The 18,432-nt window shown below is 38.4% G+C and carries 16 protein-coding genes; 12 read left to right on the top strand and 4 right to left on the bottom strand.

Annotated elements, in window-relative coordinates:
* Positions 1-162 precede the first annotated feature (162 nt).
* The 12 genes from rplM (at position 163) to PALPR_RS06590 (ending at position 11,737) form a co-directional block, all read left to right on the top strand.
* Positions 163-618: a 50S ribosomal protein L13 gene (gene rplM, locus PALPR_RS06645; RefSeq protein ID WP_041620759.1), complete on the top strand. Its 456-nt coding sequence runs from the start codon at positions 163-165 to the stop codon at positions 616-618.
* Positions 619-623: 5 nt separating this feature from the next.
* On the top strand, positions 624-1,010 hold the full coding sequence (rpsI, locus tag PALPR_RS06640; protein WP_013444844.1) for a 30S ribosomal protein S9: 387 nt from the start codon (positions 624-626) through the stop codon (positions 1,008-1,010).
* A gap of 182 nt (positions 1,011-1,192) precedes the next feature.
* Positions 1,193-2,026 carry a 30S ribosomal protein S2 gene (gene rpsB / locus PALPR_RS06635; RefSeq protein ID WP_013444843.1) on the top strand — a complete coding sequence of 278 codons (834 nt, stop codon included), beginning with the start codon at positions 1,193-1,195 and terminating at the stop codon, positions 2,024-2,026.
* A gap of 170 nt (positions 2,027-2,196) precedes the next feature.
* Positions 2,197-3,195 (top strand): translation elongation factor Ts, encoded by a 999-nt coding sequence (gene tsf, locus PALPR_RS06630; RefSeq protein WP_013444842.1) that lies wholly within the window; start codon positions 2,197-2,199, stop codon positions 3,193-3,195.
* Between the two features lie 176 nt (positions 3,196-3,371).
* Positions 3,372-4,892, top strand: coding sequence for a glutamate--tRNA ligase (gene gltX, locus PALPR_RS06625; protein ID WP_013444841.1), 1,521 nt, complete (start codon positions 3,372-3,374; stop codon positions 4,890-4,892).
* Between the two features lie 6 nt (positions 4,893-4,898).
* Positions 4,899-5,684: a class I SAM-dependent methyltransferase gene (locus PALPR_RS06620; RefSeq protein ID WP_013444840.1), complete on the top strand. Its 786-nt coding sequence runs from the start codon at positions 4,899-4,901 to the stop codon at positions 5,682-5,684.
* A gap of 24 nt (positions 5,685-5,708) precedes the next feature.
* Positions 5,709-7,004, top strand: a complete 1,296-nt coding sequence (locus tag PALPR_RS06615) for a glycosyltransferase (RefSeq protein ID WP_013444839.1) — start codon at positions 5,709-5,711, stop codon at positions 7,002-7,004.
* On the top strand, positions 7,001-8,074 hold the full coding sequence (gene wecB, locus PALPR_RS06610; RefSeq protein ID WP_013444838.1) for a non-hydrolyzing UDP-N-acetylglucosamine 2-epimerase: 1,074 nt from the start codon (positions 7,001-7,003) through the stop codon (positions 8,072-8,074). Before PALPR_RS06615 ends, wecB begins: the two co-directional genes overlap by 4 nt.
* Before the next feature lie 17 nt (positions 8,075-8,091).
* Complete coding sequence (locus tag PALPR_RS06605) at positions 8,092-8,754, top strand: class I SAM-dependent methyltransferase (protein WP_013444837.1); 663 nt, start codon at positions 8,092-8,094, stop codon at positions 8,752-8,754.
* A complete protein-coding gene (locus PALPR_RS15350) occupies positions 8,754-9,776 on the top strand; it encodes a glycosyltransferase family 2 protein (RefSeq protein ID WP_013444836.1) in 1,023 nt (340 codons plus the stop codon). The genes PALPR_RS06605 and PALPR_RS15350 overlap by 1 nt, the downstream gene beginning before the upstream one ends.
* A 21-nt stretch (positions 9,777-9,797) precedes the next feature.
* Positions 9,798-10,796, top strand: coding sequence for an O-fucosyltransferase family protein (locus PALPR_RS06595; protein ID WP_013444835.1), 999 nt, complete (start codon positions 9,798-9,800; stop codon positions 10,794-10,796).
* 80 nt (positions 10,797-10,876) lie between these two features.
* Positions 10,877-11,737, top strand: coding sequence for an alpha-1,2-fucosyltransferase (locus PALPR_RS06590; protein ID WP_171805027.1), 861 nt, complete (start codon positions 10,877-10,879; stop codon positions 11,735-11,737).
* A gap of 21 nt (positions 11,738-11,758) precedes the next feature.
* Here the strand turns inward: PALPR_RS06590 and PALPR_RS06585 are convergent, their stop codons facing one another.
* The 4 genes from PALPR_RS06585 to PALPR_RS06570 are packed head-to-tail and all read right to left on the bottom strand — an operon-like array spanning position 11,759 to position 18,341.
* Complete coding sequence (locus PALPR_RS06585; protein WP_013444833.1) at positions 11,759-12,976, bottom strand: glycosyltransferase; 1,218 nt, start codon at positions 12,974-12,976, stop codon at positions 11,759-11,761.
* A 2-nt stretch (positions 12,977-12,978) separates the two neighbouring features.
* Positions 12,979-14,439, bottom strand: a complete 1,461-nt coding sequence (locus tag PALPR_RS06580; RefSeq protein ID WP_013444832.1) for a lipopolysaccharide biosynthesis protein — start codon at positions 14,437-14,439, stop codon at positions 12,979-12,981.
* Between the two features lie 5 nt (positions 14,440-14,444).
* A complete protein-coding gene (locus PALPR_RS06575) occupies positions 14,445-15,329 on the bottom strand; it encodes a YitT family protein (protein WP_013444831.1) in 885 nt (294 codons plus the stop codon).
* A gap of 12 nt (positions 15,330-15,341) precedes the next feature.
* Positions 15,342-18,341 carry a leucine--tRNA ligase gene (locus tag PALPR_RS06570; protein WP_013444830.1) on the bottom strand — a complete coding sequence of 1,000 codons (3,000 nt, stop codon included), beginning with the start codon at positions 18,339-18,341 and terminating at the stop codon, positions 15,342-15,344.
* Positions 18,342-18,432: the final 91 nt, after the last annotated feature.

The raw sequence follows: 18,432 nt of genomic DNA, 5'->3' as shown, positions 1-18,432 counted from the left end.
AATCCAAAGAAAAACAGTATTTTTGCAGTCCGTTTATTATCACAGTGTAATAGTCCGTTTTATTGTGTGTAAATATCCTATTTTGTGCCGATTAGCCTCTTCCAAAATTTGATTGAAACAAGTGAAACGACTCAATTATTAATTAAAAAACATTTTTATAAAGTGGATACGTTAAGTTATAAAACCATTTCTGCCAATAAAGCGACAGCGCAGAAAGAATGGGTAGTAGTGGATGCTACCGATATGGTGTTGGGACGTATGGGCTCAAAAGTTGCTAAACTTTTGCGCGGAAAATACAAACCAAGTTTCACTCCTCACGTAGATTGTGGTGACAATGTGATTCTTATCAATGCAGAGAAAGTTCAATTGACCGGTAACAAATGGAACGACCGCGTTTACCTTAGCCACACTGGCTATCCTGGTGGACAACGTGAAATTACACCAGCCAAATTGATGGCAAAAAGCTCTGAAAAACTTATCAAGAAAGTGGTAAAAGGTATGTTGCCTAAAAACCGCCTTGGAGATAAACTTTTGGGCAATTTGTATGTATTCCCAGGTGCGGAACACACTATGCAAGCTCAGCAACCAAAACAAATCGATTTAAACTCACTTAAATAATCAGTATGGAAGTAATAAATGCCTTAGGAAGAAGAAAAGCGGCTGTAGCTCGTATTTTCGTAAGCGAAGGAACCGGACAAATTACAATAAATAAACGCGATATTTCCGTATATTTTCCATCTCCAATTTTACAATATGTGGTAAAACAACCTCTGAATAAATTAGGAGTAGTTGAAAAATATGACATTAAAGTAAATCTTGATGGTGGTGGTTTCAATGGCCAGGCCGGAGCTTTGCGCTTAGCAATTGCCCGTGCGTTGGTAAAAATCAATCCCGAAGACAAACCGGCTTTGAAAGCAGATGGATTTATGACTCGTGACCCACGTGAAGTGGAACGTAAGAAACCGGGTCAACCAAAAGCTCGTAAGAGATTCCAGTTCTCAAAACGTTAATATTATATTGCGATTTACGACTTACGATTTACGATTGGATTTATGCTTCGGCATATTCCAGTCTGAAATCGACAATCTAAAATAAATCAGGTTTAGTATCTAAATTGCCGAGACTCAAAATACATTGTATGGCTACTCGGCGATTGATTTACACAGAATGTAAACAATTTTAAACAACAAAAATGTCTAGAACAAATTTCGAAGAATTATTAGAAGCAGGTTGCCACTTTGGTCACTTGAAACGTAAATGGAATCCGGCTATGGCTCCCTACATCTTTATGGAGCGTAACGACATCCACATTATCGATTTGCACAAAACGGTAGTGAAAATTGACGAAGCAGCCGCTGCTTTGAAACAAATTGCAAAATCAGGACGTAAAATCCTTTTTGTAGCAACTAAAAAACAAGCTAAAGACGTAGTAGCTGATAAAGCTTCTGCTGTTGGAATGCCATATATTACTGAGCGTTGGGCTGGTGGTATGTTAACCAACTTCCCTACAATCCGTAAAGCAGTGAAAAAAATGACCACCATTGACAAAATGGCAACTGATGGTACTTTTGATAATATCTCTAAAAGAGAAAAACTGCAAATTACCCGTCAACGTGAAAAACTTGAAAAAAACTTAGGCTCAATTGCAGACCTGACTCGCTTACCATCAGCACTTTTTGTTGTTGACGTAATGAAAGAGCATATTGCAGTTCTTGAAGCTCAACGTTTGGGTATCCCTGTTTTCGGAATTGTTGATACTAACTCTAATCCAAACAATATTGACTTTGTAATTCCTGCTAACGATGACGCAACAAAATCTGTTGACGTAATTTTGTCGGCAATGGTTGCTGCCATTCAGGAAGGTTTGGAAGAACGTAAGGTGGAGAAAGTCGATACTGAAGCTGCTGAAGCTCCTGTAGCGAAAGAACCAAAATCAAGAATTTCAAAAAGACCAAGAACTCAAAAAGAAGATGAAGAAGCGTTGAATGCTAACGTTGCTAAAAAATTCATCAAAGAAGAAGAATAAAGACAAACACTGAATCTCTAAGGGGATTTAAAAGATTGTCTATACAAATTGGCGAGTTACAGGTTATATTATTAGCATGTAACTCGTTTTTTTCCAATAAGAAACATTAACTCTAAGCTCATAGTTACTCTGTTGGAGTATCTAAGGAGCTCTTAAAAAATATTACAATTATGGCAGTAACAATGGCAGAAATTTCAAAATTGCGTACCATGACTGGTGCCGGTATGATGGATTGCAAAAATGCACTCACAGAAGCCGCAGGTGATTTTGAAAAAGCAGTTGAAATTATTCGTAAAAAAGGTCAGGCTACAGCTGCAAAACGTAGCGATCGTGAAGCTTCGGAAGGTTGTGTTTTAGCAGCGGCTAATGGTGGTTTTGCTGCAGTGTTGGCACTGAAATGCGAAACAGACTTTGTGGCTAAGAATGCTGACTTTATCGCACTTACTCAATCAGTTCTTGATGCAGCGATGGTTTCAAAACCAACTACACTGGATGAATTAAAAGCGTTGACTATCGATGGTCGCGTGATTTCTGAAGTTATCACTGATCGTTCAGGTATTACCGGCGAAAAAATGGAGTTAGATTACTATGAATTCGTTCAGGGTGGAACTACTTCTGCTTACATTCACCCGGGAAACAAACTTGCTACATTGGTGGCAGTTGCTCAAGAAAACGCCGAATACGAAACCTTACGTGGTATGGCGATGCATATTGCAGCAATGGCGCCTGTGGCTATTGATGAATCCGAAGTGCCTCAAAAAGTAAAAGATAACGAGCTTGCTGTGGCTATCGAAAAAACCAAAACCGAACTTGTTGCCAAGGAAGTTGAAGTTGCATTAAAAAAAGCGGGTATCAATCCTGCTCACGTTGATAGCGAAAACCACATTGAATCAAACATGGCTAAAGGCTGGATTACAGCTGAGGACGCTGCAAAAGCACGCGAAATTAAAACAACTGTTACTGCAGAGAAATCTGCAACTTTACCAGAACAGAAAGTAAACAGTATTGCTGCTGGACGTATGGCAAAATTCTACAAAGAATATACCCTTTTAGAACAAAAGTACGAAGGTGGTGGTGAAGAAGCTGGAAAAATAACAGTAAAAGAACTGCTTGCGAAAAAACAGTTAACTTGTGTTGCTTTCAAACGTGTAACTTTGAATCAGGAATAAAATATAAACTGACAGATACAAATAAAAAACCTCCCGAATTCTCGGGAGGTTTTTTATTTGTATAATGAATGGTGTATAAAACCTCATAATGTTCGTAAAAATTGCTATTTTTGCAATTCAAATTCAACTTATACTTTTCGTTATAGAAAAGTGATTTTCAACTAAAAAACTGTTTAATGAGAAAAGTGAGAGTGCGCTTTGCACCCAGTCCTACAGGAGCATTACACATTGGCGGAGTTCGTACCGCGTTGTATAATTATTTATTTGCAAAAAAACACGGCGGAGATATGTTGCTCCGCATTGAAGATACTGATTCGGCCAGGTTTGTGCCGGGTGCTGAAGATTATATTATAGAATCGCTCAACTGGTTGGGTATTGGTATTGACGAGGGAATAGGCTGTAATGCACAGGGTCCTCATGCTCCATATCGCCAGAGTGAGCGTAAAGCTATTTATCGTAAGTATGTAGAACAGCTGCTGAGCGCGGGCTTGGCTTATATTGCTTTTGATACTCCGGCAGAATTAGACGCAAAACGATCAGAAATTTCAAATTTCCAATATGATGCGTCAACACGTGGTATGATGACTAATTCTCTGACTCTTTCTGCAACGGAAGTTCAAAGTCGTATTGAAAATGGTGACCAGTATGTGGTTCGTATAAAAATAGAACCCAACGAAGATATTAAAGTGCAGGATCTTATCAGGGGAGAGGTGGTGATTAACTCCTCGATTATTGATGACAAGGTTTTGTTTAAATCTTCTGACGAACTGCCTACATATCATATGGCTAACGTTGTTGATGATTATTTGATGGAAATCTCTCATGTAATCAGAGGTGAAGAGTGGTTACCTTCAGCACCATTGCATGTTTTGCTGTATCGTTATTTGGGTTGGACGGATGTTATGCCTCAGTTTGCGCATTTGCCGTTGTTACTCAAGCCGGATGGAAACGGTAAACTAAGCAAACGCGATGGCGACCGACTGGGATTCCCTGTTTTTCCGTTAAACTGGAAAGATCCAAAAACGGGCGAAACTTCTTCGGGTTACCGCGAAGCGGGATATTTTCCTGAAGCCGTAGTCAATTTTCTTTCGTTATTGGGATGGAACTCAGGCACCGAACAGGAGATATTTTCCATGAAGGAATTAATTGATCAGTTCTCGCTGGACCGCGTAAGTAAGAGTGGGGCGAAATTCGATTATGAAAAAGGAAAATGGTTTAATCATAAATATCTACAGCTGAAATCCAATGACGAGATTGCTGATATTTATCAGAATATATTGAAGGAAAAAGGAATTTCTGTTGCGCTGGACAAAGTAGTTAAGATAGTGAGTTTGGTAAAAGAGCGTGCCAATTTTGTAACAGAGCTTTGGAATCAGTCAAGTTTCTTCTTCGTAGCACCAGTCGAATATGATGCTAAAACAATTCAAAAGCGCTGGAAGGCTGAAACTCCGGCGCAAATGACCGAATTGGTCTCTGTATTGAAAGCTATCAGCGAATTTACGCCGGAAGAAACAGAAAGAATTGTGAAAGACTGGATTACAGAAAAAGAATATAATCTTGGGGGTGTAATGAATGCGTTTCGGTTGTCGATTGTCGGCGAGCCAAAGGGTCCTCATATGTTTGATATCATAGCATTGCTTGGAAAGGATGAAACGATAGCGAGACTTGAACGAGCTGTAAATACAATAAATATTTGATTTCCAATGCAAAAACGTTACTCTGACCCATTACAGTATATAAACGAACAAATTTTTACAACACAGAAATATATTGTTCCATTTATTCAGGAGCTTAAACCAATTGATAGTGCGTTGCATGTGTTGGAAATTGGTTGTGGCGAAGCCGGAAATTTGAAACCGTTTCTGGATTTGGGTTGTAAGTGCGTTGGCGTTGATTTTAGTGCTCCCAAAATAGAAAAGGGAAACGCATATTATGCGTCTCACCCATTTTCAGACAATATAAGACTGATAAGCGAAGATATCTATAAAACGAACGAGTTTGATCATCAGTTTGATATTGTCATTATCCGTGATGTAATTGAGCATATACATGACCAGGATAAGTTTTTATCTCTGCTTAAGAATCTTATTGCTCCCAATGCCGTTGTTTTCTTTGCATTTCCTCCCTGGCAAAATCCGTTTGGAGGTCATCAGCAAATTTGCGTGAGTAAATTTTTATCGCTTTTGCCATATTTTCATTTATTGCCTGTTGCTTTATACAAAGCGGTTTTAAAAATGTTTGGAGAGACTGATGGAAAAATAACTGCATTGCTTGAAATCAAAGAAACTGGAATAAGCCTGGAGCGATTTGAGCGATTGCTAGCGAAAAACAAGTATCGTGTTTTGAAGAAAACCTTGTATTTTATCAATCCAAATTACGAGGTGAAATTTGGATTAAAGCCGCGGACACTTCCACAAATATTGGGTAAAATTCCTTATTTCCGGAATTTTGTGTCAACCTGTGGATACTATCTTGTTGATGTACAATAATGTTTTATTGAATAAATTATTTTCATGAAAAAAGTTCTCATTGTCACATATTATTGGTTTCCCAGTGGAGGTGCCGGTGTTCAACGTTGGCTGAAGTTTACCAAATACCTTCGCGATTTTGGTTGGGAGCCCATCATATACACTCCCGAAAATCCCGAGTTCCCATCCATCGACAAATCTTTTGAAAAAGATCTGCCGGAAGGATTGACAGTGATAAAAACACCTATTTGGGAACCTTACAATGTGTACAGGAAGCTGACCAGTAAAGGGAAAAATGAGCCGATAAATGCTGCATTTATTTCGGAAAATAAAAAACAGGGATGGAAGGAAAAACTTTCTATCTGGATACGCGGAAATTTTCTGATTCCCGATCCCCGTCGGTTCTGGATTAAACCATCGGTTAAGTACCTGACAGGATATTTAAAAGAAAATCCTGTTGATGCCATAATAACCACCGGACCACCCCATTCGATGCACCTGATTGGATTGGGAGTGAAGAAAAATTTGCCGGATTTGCCATGGATTGCCGATTTCCGCGATCCGTGGACGAATATTGATTTTTATAAAGAATTAAATCTGACATGGCTGGCTGATAAAATTCATCGTCGTTTAGAGAAAAAGGTAGTACGACGCGCGGATAGTATGGCGACTGTATCCGAAGGCTGGATGAAAGAATTTGAACAGATGAGGCCTAAGCGAATTCAGGTAATATCTAACGGATATGATGAATCGGACGTTAAACAAGTTGCTGTTCAACTTGATGAGAAATTTTCAATATCACATATCGGAACTTTAAATGCAGCCCGAAATCCACAAACTGTGTGGAAAGTGCTGAGTAAAATATGTGCAGATCAACCGGAATTCAGGGCTGACTTGCAAATACAACTGGTTGGTAAAGTTGATTTCTCTGTGTTAGAATCAATCAGGGAATACAACCTTCAGGAAAATTTGAAAAAGATTGATTATCTGTCGCATAGCGAAGCTATTGCAAAGCAACAGTCTTCTCAGCTTTTGCTTTTGCTTATTAACCAATCTCCTAATGCCAATGGAATTCTTACCGGAAAATTCTACGAATACTTGGCCTCTAAACGTCCTATTCTGGCAATTGGTCCTACCGATGGAGATGCTGCACGTGTGCTCAACGATACCGGAGCTGGAATAATGGTTGGTTTCTCAGACGAGGTGGCTACAGAAAAAGCAATACTGGATTATTATGCTCGTTATAAGTCTAATACTTTGGTGGTTCAAACTGAATCTGTTGAAAAATTCTCCCGGCGATCGCTCACCGGAGAACTTGCATTATTACTGAATTCTCTATGAAAAAAATTGTAACGGTAGTTGGTGCCCGCCCTCAGTTTATCAAAGCTGCTATGTTAAGTAGACAGTTTAAACTGTTAGGAGTTAATGAGTTGATCATTCATACGGGTCAGCATTTTGATGCCAACATGTCCGCCATTTTTTTCGATGAGATGGAAATACCCAAGCCTGCATATCATCTTGATATTCATTCGTTGCCGCATGGAGCCATGACAGGGCGAATGCTCGAGAAGATCGAAAAGATATTGCAAATTGAGAAACCTGATGCTGTTTTGGTTTATGGAGATGCCAACTCTACATTGGCCGGTGCTATGGCTGGTGCTAAACTAAACATACCGGTAATTCACGTAGAGGCAGGTCTGAGAACGAATAACATGTCGGCTCCCGAAGAGGTAAATCGTGTTTTGACAGACAGAATTTCAAATATTCTTTTTTGTCCCACGACGACTGCAGTTGATAATCTGGAGAAAGAAGGATTTAATCAGTTGCCGGTGCATATTTTCAATTCTGGTGATGTAATGAAAGATGCATCGCTGTATTATGGAGAGAAAGCGCAGTTAAAATCAGATATTTTAAGGCGTATCGGAGTAAAGAAATTTATACTGGCAACAATTCACAGACAAGAGAATACTGATTCGCCCGAAACGCTCAGGAATATCATAGCGGGTTTAAATGAGATTCATAAACAAATACCGGTTGTGGTACCTCTTCATCCGCGAACAAGACAAATTCTAGCTCAACAATATAGCTTGCCCAACTTTATTACGATTGATCCGGTAGGTTATTTGGATATGATTATGTTGATGAAAAAGAGTGAGTTGGTTATTACCGATAGTGGTGGAGTTCAAAAGGAGGCTTTTTTCTTTGGAAAACATTGTATAATTTTACGTGAGCAAACTGAATGGATAGAATTGGTTGAGAACGGTTTCAGCACATTGGTGGGGAGCAATAAAGAGAAAATGAAGGAAGCTTTAGAAGTTTTTTCAAGGAAAACTTCAGATTTTTCGGTAGAGTTATTTGGCAATGGTAGTGCTTCGGCAATGATTGCAAAAGAGATAATAAATATTTTATAATAAACAGATTACGCAAAATGTCAGATCAGTCAACAGAGATAAAATTAATGGGTGGTTATTTTCATAATCAACGGAGAGAGATGCTTAAGTATATCCCCGATAATGCAAAAAGGATTCTGGAGGTAGGTTGTGGAGCAGGGCAGTTTTGCTCGACCTTGAACAGAGAGGACAGGGAGATATGGGGTGTGGAGATGAATGAAGAAGCAGCTCAAAAAGCGACGGAAGTTTGTACGTTCGTTTTAATCGGTGATTTTGATACCGTTTTTGAGCAACTGCCCAAAAATCATTTTGACTGTGTGATTTTTAATGATGTGTTAGAGCATATGTATTCTCCGTGGGATACCATTCGGTTGGTAAAATCTTTGTTGTCCGATGATGGTGTTTTAGTTAGTTCTATTCCGAATTTCAGATACATATCTAACCTGATTACTGAAATTTTATTTCAAGGAGAGTTTGAATACAAAGCAGTTGGTGGAATTCTGGACGATACTCATATTCGTTTTTTTACCACTAAGAGCATCAGGAGAATGTTCAAAGAACAAGGGTATGAAGTGCTTGTTCATGAGGGGTTAAAACCTTGCAAAAGCTGGAAGGAAAAATTATTTATTGGATTAACTTTTGGCTTTTTAGAAGATGCCCGATATAAACAATTCGCAACTGTGGCTAAACCAATTCGCTGATGAATAAACCTTTAGTTTCGATAATTACACCAACCTATAATCATCAATCGTTTATTGCCGATTGCATTTGTTCTGTACAACAACAAACTTATGACAATTGGGAGATGATTATAGTAGACGATGGAAGTACTGATAATACATATTCCATTGCTCAATCTTTTGCCGAAAAAGACAGTAGAGTGAAGGTATTTACTCAAGAGAATGTTGGGATTTATCGTTTGGCTGAGACTTATAATTTTGCATTGGCAAAATCTTCAGGTTCGTATGCGGCAGTGTTGGAGGGAGATGATGTCTGGTTGCCCGAGAAACTCGAAATCCAGGTAAATGCGCTGGAAGAAAACAAACAAGCTGTATTGTGTTGGGGAAAAGCATACAGAACTACCGATGTAACCAATGACCGAGACTTGTATCCTACGCCGGATGTTGAAGCAAGGTATGGACAGGATTTAAGAAACGAACCGGTTATGTCAGCTTCTATAAATCTGTTGTTTCATCAGTTTTACTTCCCGGCATTGACGGTATTTATTCGTCGTGATGCATTGGACAAAATTGGAGGTTTTATTCAAAATCATAATTTACCTTTGGTGGATTTACCTACGTGGGTAGAACTCTCAACTCAGGGTACCTTTGAGTACATTGATGTACCGTTGGGCAAATGGCGGATAAACTCTAATCAAATAACTAAGACTCTGACGGTAGAAATGTACAAAGGGTTTTATAATCTGACTGTTGAATTCTTTAATCAACATCAAGATATATTTGCTAATCAGCACATTAATTTGTCTGTGATAAAGAAACATTACAGAAAGCTCTTTGTAATCATCTATTCACGTTCCGGGCGGTATAAGTTAATTCGGAAAGATTTTTCCGGGGCAAGAAAAGATTATCTGAAATCGATTTTTAATTTTGGACTGAATGAGCCTCTTTGGAAACTCCGTTCGTTGGTTGGTTTCTGCTTTAGTCTGCTTCATTCGGATATTGAAAAGTTTACAAAAAAGATAGGACGAGTTAGCTATAAATGAACACCTTAAAGGAATGAGACTATGGATTTAAATGATTATCAGCGTTTAAATAAATCTTTTTCTAAGAAATTGATTTTTCATTTAGGAACCGGATCCGGTTTTTTCTCGGAGTATAACAATATGATCAAAGCTATGGCGTATTGTCTCCAACATAAAATACAGTTTGTATTATATTCTGCCGATGCCAGTTTTGTTTACGAAAAAGGTTGGCAGGATTTTTTTGATTCTTTTACCGAAGAGGTTACTGATAGTTTTCACAGTCAGTATAATAAAAGATTTCTGGAAAGAAGTATTACCCGTAGTTTTGCCAAGTATGTGCGGGGTTTGCTGGTTACTCTGAAATACAGGAAAACCTACGGTCATCTGCTTCAATATTCACTATTTTACCAAGAACCGCAGGTAGTAAAAGATTTAAAAAAAGAGCACGGGTTTGACTACTTCACGTATGATTTGTGGAGTAGTTTTCAGGAAATGGATGTTACCAAAAGAATAGAAATACCCGGTCTATACAAGGGTACTATTTTTGATTTAATGAAACAGCTTGACAAATTGATTTGGCAATTTAATGAGCACACTGAAGCAGAAGTTCAAAAGCTTATAGACGGGCAAAAGTTGCCTGTCAATTATTTCGGAATGCAAATTCGTGGAGGTGATAAGTTTATGGAAAATTCTTTATTGGATTATAAGCTTTATTTTCAAACTCTTATCCGAAAGAAAAAATCATTTGTTGATACCAACGCTGTATTTGTTTTGACTGATGATTACAGAATTATTGATAATATCAATGCTGTTTTTCCTCAATTTCAGATCTATACTCTCTGTTCGAAAGAAGAAAGAGGCTACTTTAACGAGTCGTTTAAGTCCGAAACAGATGATGAGCGCAAGGCAAAGATTATCAGATTGTTTGCGTCTATCCAAATCCTTGCTAATTCAGCTTTTTTTATTGGAACAGAAAGCGCTAACCCTGGAAAATACCTGAAGCTAAGGTTGCAAAAACATAGATTTTATAGTCTTGATTAAAAAGATTAGGTATAAATATTAAAAATTTCAGCTATAAACTAATATACACAATGATAATAGTTTACGACAAAATAGGGCAAATGAGCAACAGGATATGGTCGGCTGTACCATCAATTGCTTACAGTTTAGAGAACAACGAAAAAATGATTTTTATATATTTTGGCGACTATATTCATTTTTTTCCTCACATCAATGAAAACCCTTTAATCAGATTTTATGGAATTAAAGGTAAATGGGCAATACTTTTCAAGATTCTTAGCAAGCTAAGTAAGTTAGGAATAATTCCTGCACGTTTAAGAGATTTGAATTCCAAGACAAGTGTTAAATTTATACAAGGCTGGAGATCAAGGCACATGGTAAGTGGCGACCTGATTGCTAAACATAAAGGGGAGATTTGTAAAATATTTGGATACTCGGACGAAATTGTCGAACATGTAAATGCTGTGTTTGAGGCTAAAAGAAAAGATAATGAGGTAATTGTAGGTGTGCATATCCGTAGAGGCGATTATCAAAAATGGATTAACGGCAAATACTACTTTTCAGATGAGTTGTACTCCAAATGGATTAAGGCAATTGATGCAGAGTTGAAAGAACAAGGCAAGACCGCTAGTTTTTATATTGCCTCTAATGAGCATATTAAGGCTGAAAACTATTTAGGAATAAAGTACTTTACGCTGGCAAATTCCAGTTCGGAGAAAGATATTTATGCCTTGTCGAAGTGTGATTATATTATGGGTCCAACCAGTACTTATTCTCAGTGGGCTGCTTTCATTGGCAATATCCCTATTCGCTTTTTATTGTCGAGAGAAGAAGTACCAACCTTAAAAGATTTCTCTAAGGTTGTGTCATTGTTTTACTTTGAAAGCGGTCAAAGCATGATACTTGACGAAACCGGATTCAGGTATGTGGATGGATTGAAATATAACTATAACCGGATATAAGATTTAGTTCATTTCGATTGATTAATTGTCAGACGAAAGAAACTCTACAAATCGGGAATAGTTCTCTTTTGCATTGCAGACATCATTCCACCGGGTTCTGGCATTTTTTCTCAATTCGGCCAAATCCTGGTTGGCAAGCTGCTGAATTGTTTTTGCGATTTCGTCAGCAGATATGTCGGGCTTAAGTAATTTTCCCACTTGATTGTTTACAATTTCAGAGGTTCCGCCAACGTTGGTGGCTATTACCGGAATCCCGAATGAAAGTGCCTCCATAATCGAAACCGGTACTCCTTCACTGGCGCTTACATTAATAAATAAATCAACATGCTTTTGTTGGTAAAACGCCAGCACTTCATTGTTGGAAAGCGCTCCGGCGAATTCTACCTGAATGTTAGCAGGCAGTTGGGCAGCACTGTTTTCTAACTGCGAGTGTAACTGTCCGGTTCCTATATGTGTCCACTTTAGTTGAAAATCTATAGACTTTAATGCATAAATAATCAGCGAGATACGTTTAACCGGTACCATGTAAGAGCAACTCACCAAATGGAAAATGGTATCGGTATCTCGGTCTGGATTAGTTCCATTGTCAAAAACTCCCAATCGACAAACTCTAATCTGCTCCTTATTTAGCAGATTAGCATAATGCTTTAGCAAATACTTTTCTCCATCGAGCGATATAGGCAGAAACCGGTCGATAGAAGGAAATACGTAGTCTCTGAAGGGGATATATCCTCCTTTGGCATACTCATACAGATCCGTCCGATGAAATCTCACTAGCGAGGTATTGCTAATTCTACTTTTTAAAGTAGGCAACATCAAAACAGATTTATCGCCCCAGTAAAAATAGAGTTTATCTTCGGGTTTAATTTTAGTTTCTAACTGTTTCCATAATCCGACATTCGAGAACATCGAGCGGAATAACAGGAGTGAGGTGAAGAAATTCCATGTTTTTTTTCGGCTCAGATATACTTTCTTGTTGAAAAATTCTTTGATTGCAAATCTAGTTGGAGCTAAGTTGAATAGTCCGTTAGTGAGCAAGTTGAATTTCTCATTTGGATTGAATCCTATAATCGGATTCCAAACTTCTACGTTGGTTGCCAACGTTCTGCCACCGGATTCTTTATGCAGAGGGATTATTGTTACCTTTTCAAATTTTTCCGAAAGAAATGGAAGCTCGCTTTCGAGAAAGGCTTCCGAAAATCCGTGTGGAAATGTGTTTGTGAAAAGGAAAAGTCGCATAGTTACTTCGTTGAATTTGTAAAGGATTTTATGCTTGATTGCACCTGATTGAGAGCCTTATAATACGTTTCTGTTTGGAAGAATCTGATGTATCCGAAATAAATAATTGCCGCGCATACCAACTGAGTTGATAGCAGAAAATACTTATTGCTAATCAAAAACTGTATGAGCCAGATAACGAAAGCCATGCCGACACCAAACGCCATGCTGTTTACAAAGTCAGATAGTTGGTGTTTTATATAATGATGCAAGTCTTTTTTTAGGTATAATACTGAAATTAAATAAGCTATTGCACAACTAATTGCATATCCTACAAGTATAGCTGTAATACCAAGTCGAAATGTTACGATTGCTGAAACGCTGATTAATGCTTTTTTGATAAATTCAATCCGAAAAGTAAATTTTGCCTGACCTCTTGCATTTAAAGCACTTGTGTTCAGAGTGTAAAGCGGTTGCAAAAGTGTGGCCAGACAGAGTAATTGAAAATACGGTATCGCAGGTTGCCAAATCGGAGGTAATATTATGGATATTAGAGGCTTGGCTACAGCAATTAAACAAAGCATAACGGGAAAGGTAATCAATGATGTTTTCTTGGCAATTTCCCTGAAAACCCGTCTAAACCGTTCATCATCATTTTGTATTTTTACCAAAAGCGCGTATGTACTTCCTACGAGTATTGTCTGGAAGCTATAGTTGGTAGTTTCGTTGAGTTTATTTGCCTGATAATAGAGCCCAACCTGATTTTTTGTATAGAATTTTCCAATAATCACAAAATACAAATTATTGAAAATCATATTTAAAATGGAGGTTCCCAATAGGTTTACGCTGAATCCCCATAGATCGCGAATTACATCAAAGGAGAAGGTTCCTTTTGGTTTCCATTTTACAAAACCATAAAGTAAAATCATTCTGATGAAATGAAATAAAACTTGTTGTGCCACAAGTGCCCAAACTCCAGCGTCGAAGAAAGCAAGACAAATTCCGGTTGCTCCACTTACAGTGACTGATATAATATTGATTTTGGCACTGTTTTTAAAGTCGATTTTCCTGGTCATCTTTGCTACAGGAATCAGGTATAACGCGTTAAATAATATACCAACGAAGACAACCCGACAAATTTCAATTAATTTCGGTTCTTTGTAAAAATCAGCAATAAGCGGAGCCGAGAAGAATAAAACGATATAAAGAACAATCCCGATAAGTACATTAAAGTAGAAAACAGAATTATAATCCGTCTCAGATACATCCTGTTTCCGAACCAGTGCCTGCACAAATCCACTATCGACCAAGGTATTGGATAGAGCTACAAAGAGCATTATGTCTCCAATTAAACCAAAATCAGCTGGAATAATGAGTCTACCTAAAAATAATACGATTACAAACTGAACAATTTGCTGACCAAACCTGTCGACTGCGCTCCAGATTAAAGCTCCCAGCATTTTTTGTTTTAGATTATCGCTCATCTCCGTTATTTCCCTTTTATAACATCAAATCCCCGACCATAAACTCCAATAGCAGAAGATTGCGAAATAAAGGCATTTGGATCTTCCTCCTTCACAATCCGGAATATTTTGATGGATTCATTTTTACGGGCAATAACTGTTATCACTTTGACCGGTTCTTTTGAATACCAGCCCATTCCATCCAAAATAGTTACTCCTCTGTTTACTTCCTGATTAATTCGGGTTGCAATTTTCTCGTAATGAGTCGAAAATATAAAAAACTGAACCGACTGGCGTACACCATTTATCACCATATCCACAGCAATAGTAGCTACCGCAAGCTGAGTAAGTCCGTATACAATTCGCTCTACGCTACCTACTTTCAGAAAATATGAGGATGAAATAATCAATACATCGCAATATAGCAAAATACGACCCAGGGTAATATTGCGATATTTGTTAACTACCTTAGCGATGATATCAGTACCTCCCGAACTTCCGTTGGCCAGAAAAACTATCCCTATTCCAGCCCCGGAGAGCAATCCTCCTATGATACAAGCCATGAAGTTATCATCTTTCCCGACAAAAGTTCCTGTTGGTGCCTGAGGAATAATGGAAAAGAAAAAAGTCATTATGGCCACACCGTAGATGGTTCTCAAACTAAATTTAAGTCCTATTGATCGTATGGCTATCAACAGTAATACTGCATTGATTGAGAAATAAGTAACCGAAATAGGCAATCCGGTAGCATAATAGACCAATGCACCCACCCCGGTAACTCCGCCACCTACAATCTGATGAGGTAACAAAAAAGCTTTCCACGCACCAGCATACATAAAAAGTCCAAAGGCAATAATTATGTATTCCCTGATGTCTTCCCACGTTTGCTTAGTTATCGATTTCAAACTCATAATTTTTTAAATTTAAAGGACAATATTTACTATTTTTCCGGGAACGACAATCACTTTCTTCGGAGCCTGTCCTGCCAGCTGTTTCAAGGTCTGTTCGTTGGAAAGAGCTGTTTTTTCAACATCTTCTTTGCTCATATCGGCAGGCAATTCCAACGTAAACCGAACTTTTCCGTTAAATGAAATCGGATATTTTACTGCCGATTCTTTCAGATAGTCTTCGTTACATACCGGGAATGTAGCATCACACACCGTTTGAGTATTGCCCAGAGCGTGATACAATTCTTCGGCAATATGCGGAGCAAATGGTGCCAGCAAAATAGCAAGCGGTTCCAAAATGGCTTTTTTACTGCATTTCAGTGTAAACAACTCATTCACACAAATCATAAATGCCGAAACCGAAGTGTTGTAAGAGAAGTTTTCGATGTCGAACGTGATTTTCTTGATCGTTTTATGCAATGTTTTAAGTTCTTCTGCCGTAGGGACTTCATCTGTTACGATAAATTCTTCGGCTTTGTAAAACAAGCTCCATAAGCGTTTCAGGAAACGGTGCACACCATCAATTCCGTTGGTGTCCCAGGGTTTCGATTGCTCCAACGGTCCGAGGAACATTTCATAAAGGCGAAGCGTGTCGGCACCGAATTTTTCAACGATATCATCCGGATTCACAACATTGTACATTGATTTAGACATCTTTTCAACCGCCCATCCGCAGGTATATTTACCATCTTCCAGAATAAATTCGGCATTGGCATAATCCGGCATCCATGCTTTGAATTTGTCCAAATCCAATATATCGTTAGAAACAATATTTACATCCACATGAAGTTTCTGGATTATCACATCAAAAGGCAACTCATCATTTATATCTTCCGATAGAATTTCTTCTATAGTAGTTTCTAAGTCTTTATTGTTAATTCGATCTTCTGTTGAATAATAATCATTAATGTTAACGCCTTTTTCTAAAAGATAAGATTTTCCTAATTGATTCTCTATTTCCAATCTTGTATTATCAAACCAATATTTTAATTTTAATGGGAAAGGATAAAGAGGATTTTTCTCAATTTCATCATAATATTTTTGAGAAATAAAAAGACTCTGTCTATCTCCAGATTTAAATACGAATAAGATTCGATACACAAAATTGCTTCGTCCCTGAATCATTCCCTGATTGATCAGTTTTTTGAAAGGTTCGTCTTCGCAAACCAGACCTAAGTCGAACAAGAATTTATTCCAGAAACGGCTGTAAATCAAGTGACCGGTAGCATGCTCGGTTCCACCGATATATAAATCCACATTTCGCCAGTATTCGTTTGCTTCTTTGCTAACCAATGCTTTGTCGTTTTTAGGATCCATGTAGCGCAGGTAATATGCCGACGATCCTGCAAATCCGGGCATGGTGCAAAGTTCCAGTGGAAAATTATCTTCTGTATGCCAGTTCTTGGCACGTCCCAGTGGTGGCTCACCTTTTTCTGTTGGAAGAAATTTATCTACTTCAGGCAATTCCAGCGGTAAGCGACTTTCGTCGAGCATGTAAGGCATATCGTCTTTGTAGTAAACTGGGAATGGTTCGCCCCAGTAGCGTTGACGACTGAAAATAGCATCGCGCAGACGAAAATTTACTTTTACCCGACCCAATTTATTTTCAGCAATATATGTTTTAGCTTTTGCAATGGCTTCTTTTACGGTAAGTCCGTTCAAAAAGCCTGAATTCATCATGATACCTTCTTTAGCATCAAAACTTTCTTCGCTTACATCGCAACCCTCAATAAGTGGAATTATCGGTAAATCAAAATGTTTGGCAAATGCATAGTCGCGGCTATCGTGTGCCGGAACTGCCATAATAGCTCCTGTGCCGTATCCGGCCAATACATAATCTGAAATCCAAACGGGAATTTCAGTACCACTTACCGGATTAATAGCATACGATCCTGAGAAAACTCCCGTCACTCGGCGATCGGCAAGTCGCTCACGTTCTGTACGTTTTTTTGTGGCATCCAGGTAATTCTGAACTTCGGTTGCTTGTTCAGGAGTAGTAAGCTGTTTCACCAATTCACTTTCAGGTGCCAGCACCATGAAAGTTACGCCATAAATGGTATCAGCTCTGGTAGTGAAAACTTCGAAGTCGAAATCCTGTCCTTTAATTTTAAAACGCAGTTCAGCACCTTCGCTTCGTCCTATCCAGTTTTTCTGAGTTTCTGTCAGCGAGTCAGTCCATTCAACGGTATTCAAACCATCGAGTAAGCGTTGTGCATAAGCAGAAACCCGTAAACTCCACTGGCGCATAACACGTTGTTCTACGGGATGGCCGCCACGAACCGAAACTCCTTCACTTACTTCATCGTTGGCCAATACAGTTCCGAGGGCAGGACACCAGTTTACTTTCAGGTCGGCCAGATAGGCGATTCGGTAATTGAGTAATATTTCTTGTTGTTCTTTTTCTGTTTTAGATTTCCATTCGTCTGCGGTGAAACTCAGTTCCACGGTACAGGCAATGTTTAAGTCTTTCGTTCCTTGCTGTTCAAATACTTCAACCAGTTCAGCTATTGGTCTGGCTTGTTGCTCATCGTTACAAAAATAGGAGTTAAACATTTGAATAAATGCCCATTGCGTCCATTTATAGTAATCGGGTTCGCAAGTCCGGATTTCTCGACTCCAATCGTAGCAGAAACCGATTTTATCTAATTGCTCACGATAGCGAGCGATGTTTTTCTTGGTAGTAACAGCCGGATGCTGACCGGTTTGTATGGCATATTGCTCAGCAGGTAATCCGTAAGCATCATAGCCCATAGGATGAAGTACATTGAAACCTTTCAAACGTTTGTAGCGACTAAATATATCGGAAGCTATATAGCCCAGCGGATGACCGACATGTAAACCGGCTCCGGATGGGTACGGAAACATATCCAAAACATAATATTTAGGTTTGTTTTGATCGATATCGGTTTTGTAGGTGCTGTTATTCTTCCAGTACGCTTGCCATTTTTGTTCTATTTCTCTGAAATTGTACTCCATAATATGTTGAAAATAATTGATTAGCTGTTCTTTAGTCTTTGTTTCTTATTTTGAAATAAAGTATGCAAAGTTAATCAATTTAGCTGAATAA

The organism is Paludibacter propionicigenes WB4, from assembly GCF_000183135.1.
GTDB lineage: Bacteria > Bacteroidota > Bacteroidia > Bacteroidales > Paludibacteraceae > Paludibacter > Paludibacter propionicigenes.
This window is presented reverse-complemented; position numbering and strand designations above follow the sequence as displayed.

What these genes read in the sequence shown, in the direction of transcription:
- rpsB (WP_013444843.1), top strand. Translation starts at nt 1,193, where the DNA reads ATGTCTAGAACAAATTTCGAAGAATTATTAGAAGCAGGTTGCCACTTT.
- PALPR_RS06605 (WP_013444837.1), top strand. Translation starts at nt 8,092, where the DNA reads ATGTCAGATCAGTCAACAGAGATAAAATTAATGGGTGGTTATTTTCAT.
- rpsI (WP_013444844.1), top strand. Translation starts at nt 624, where the DNA reads ATGGAAGTAATAAATGCCTTAGGAAGAAGAAAAGCGGCTGTAGCTCGT.
- PALPR_RS06615 (WP_013444839.1), top strand. Translation starts at nt 5,709, where the DNA reads ATGAAAAAAGTTCTCATTGTCACATATTATTGGTTTCCCAGTGGAGGT.
- PALPR_RS06620 (WP_013444840.1), top strand. Translation starts at nt 4,899, where the DNA reads ATGCAAAAACGTTACTCTGACCCATTACAGTATATAAACGAACAAATT.
- PALPR_RS06580 (WP_013444832.1), bottom strand. Translation starts at nt 14,439, where the DNA reads ATGAGCGATAATCTAAAACAAAAAATGCTGGGAGCTTTAATCTGGAGC.
- PALPR_RS06585 (WP_013444833.1), bottom strand. Translation starts at nt 12,976, where the DNA reads ATGCGACTTTTCCTTTTCACAAACACATTTCCACACGGATTTTCGGAA.
- wecB (WP_013444838.1), top strand. Translation starts at nt 7,001, where the DNA reads ATGAAAAAAATTGTAACGGTAGTTGGTGCCCGCCCTCAGTTTATCAAA.
- tsf (WP_013444842.1), top strand. Translation starts at nt 2,197, where the DNA reads ATGGCAGTAACAATGGCAGAAATTTCAAAATTGCGTACCATGACTGGT.
- PALPR_RS06595 (WP_013444835.1), top strand. Translation starts at nt 9,798, where the DNA reads ATGGATTTAAATGATTATCAGCGTTTAAATAAATCTTTTTCTAAGAAA.
- gltX (WP_013444841.1), top strand. Translation starts at nt 3,372, where the DNA reads ATGAGAAAAGTGAGAGTGCGCTTTGCACCCAGTCCTACAGGAGCATTA.
- PALPR_RS06570 (WP_013444830.1), bottom strand. Translation starts at nt 18,341, where the DNA reads ATGGAGTACAATTTCAGAGAAATAGAACAAAAATGGCAAGCGTACTGG.
- PALPR_RS06590 (WP_171805027.1), top strand. Translation starts at nt 10,877, where the DNA reads ATGAGCAACAGGATATGGTCGGCTGTACCATCAATTGCTTACAGTTTA.
- PALPR_RS06575 (WP_013444831.1), bottom strand. Translation starts at nt 15,329, where the DNA reads ATGAGTTTGAAATCGATAACTAAGCAAACGTGGGAAGACATCAGGGAA.
- PALPR_RS15350 (WP_013444836.1), top strand. Translation starts at nt 8,754, where the DNA reads ATGAATAAACCTTTAGTTTCGATAATTACACCAACCTATAATCATCAA.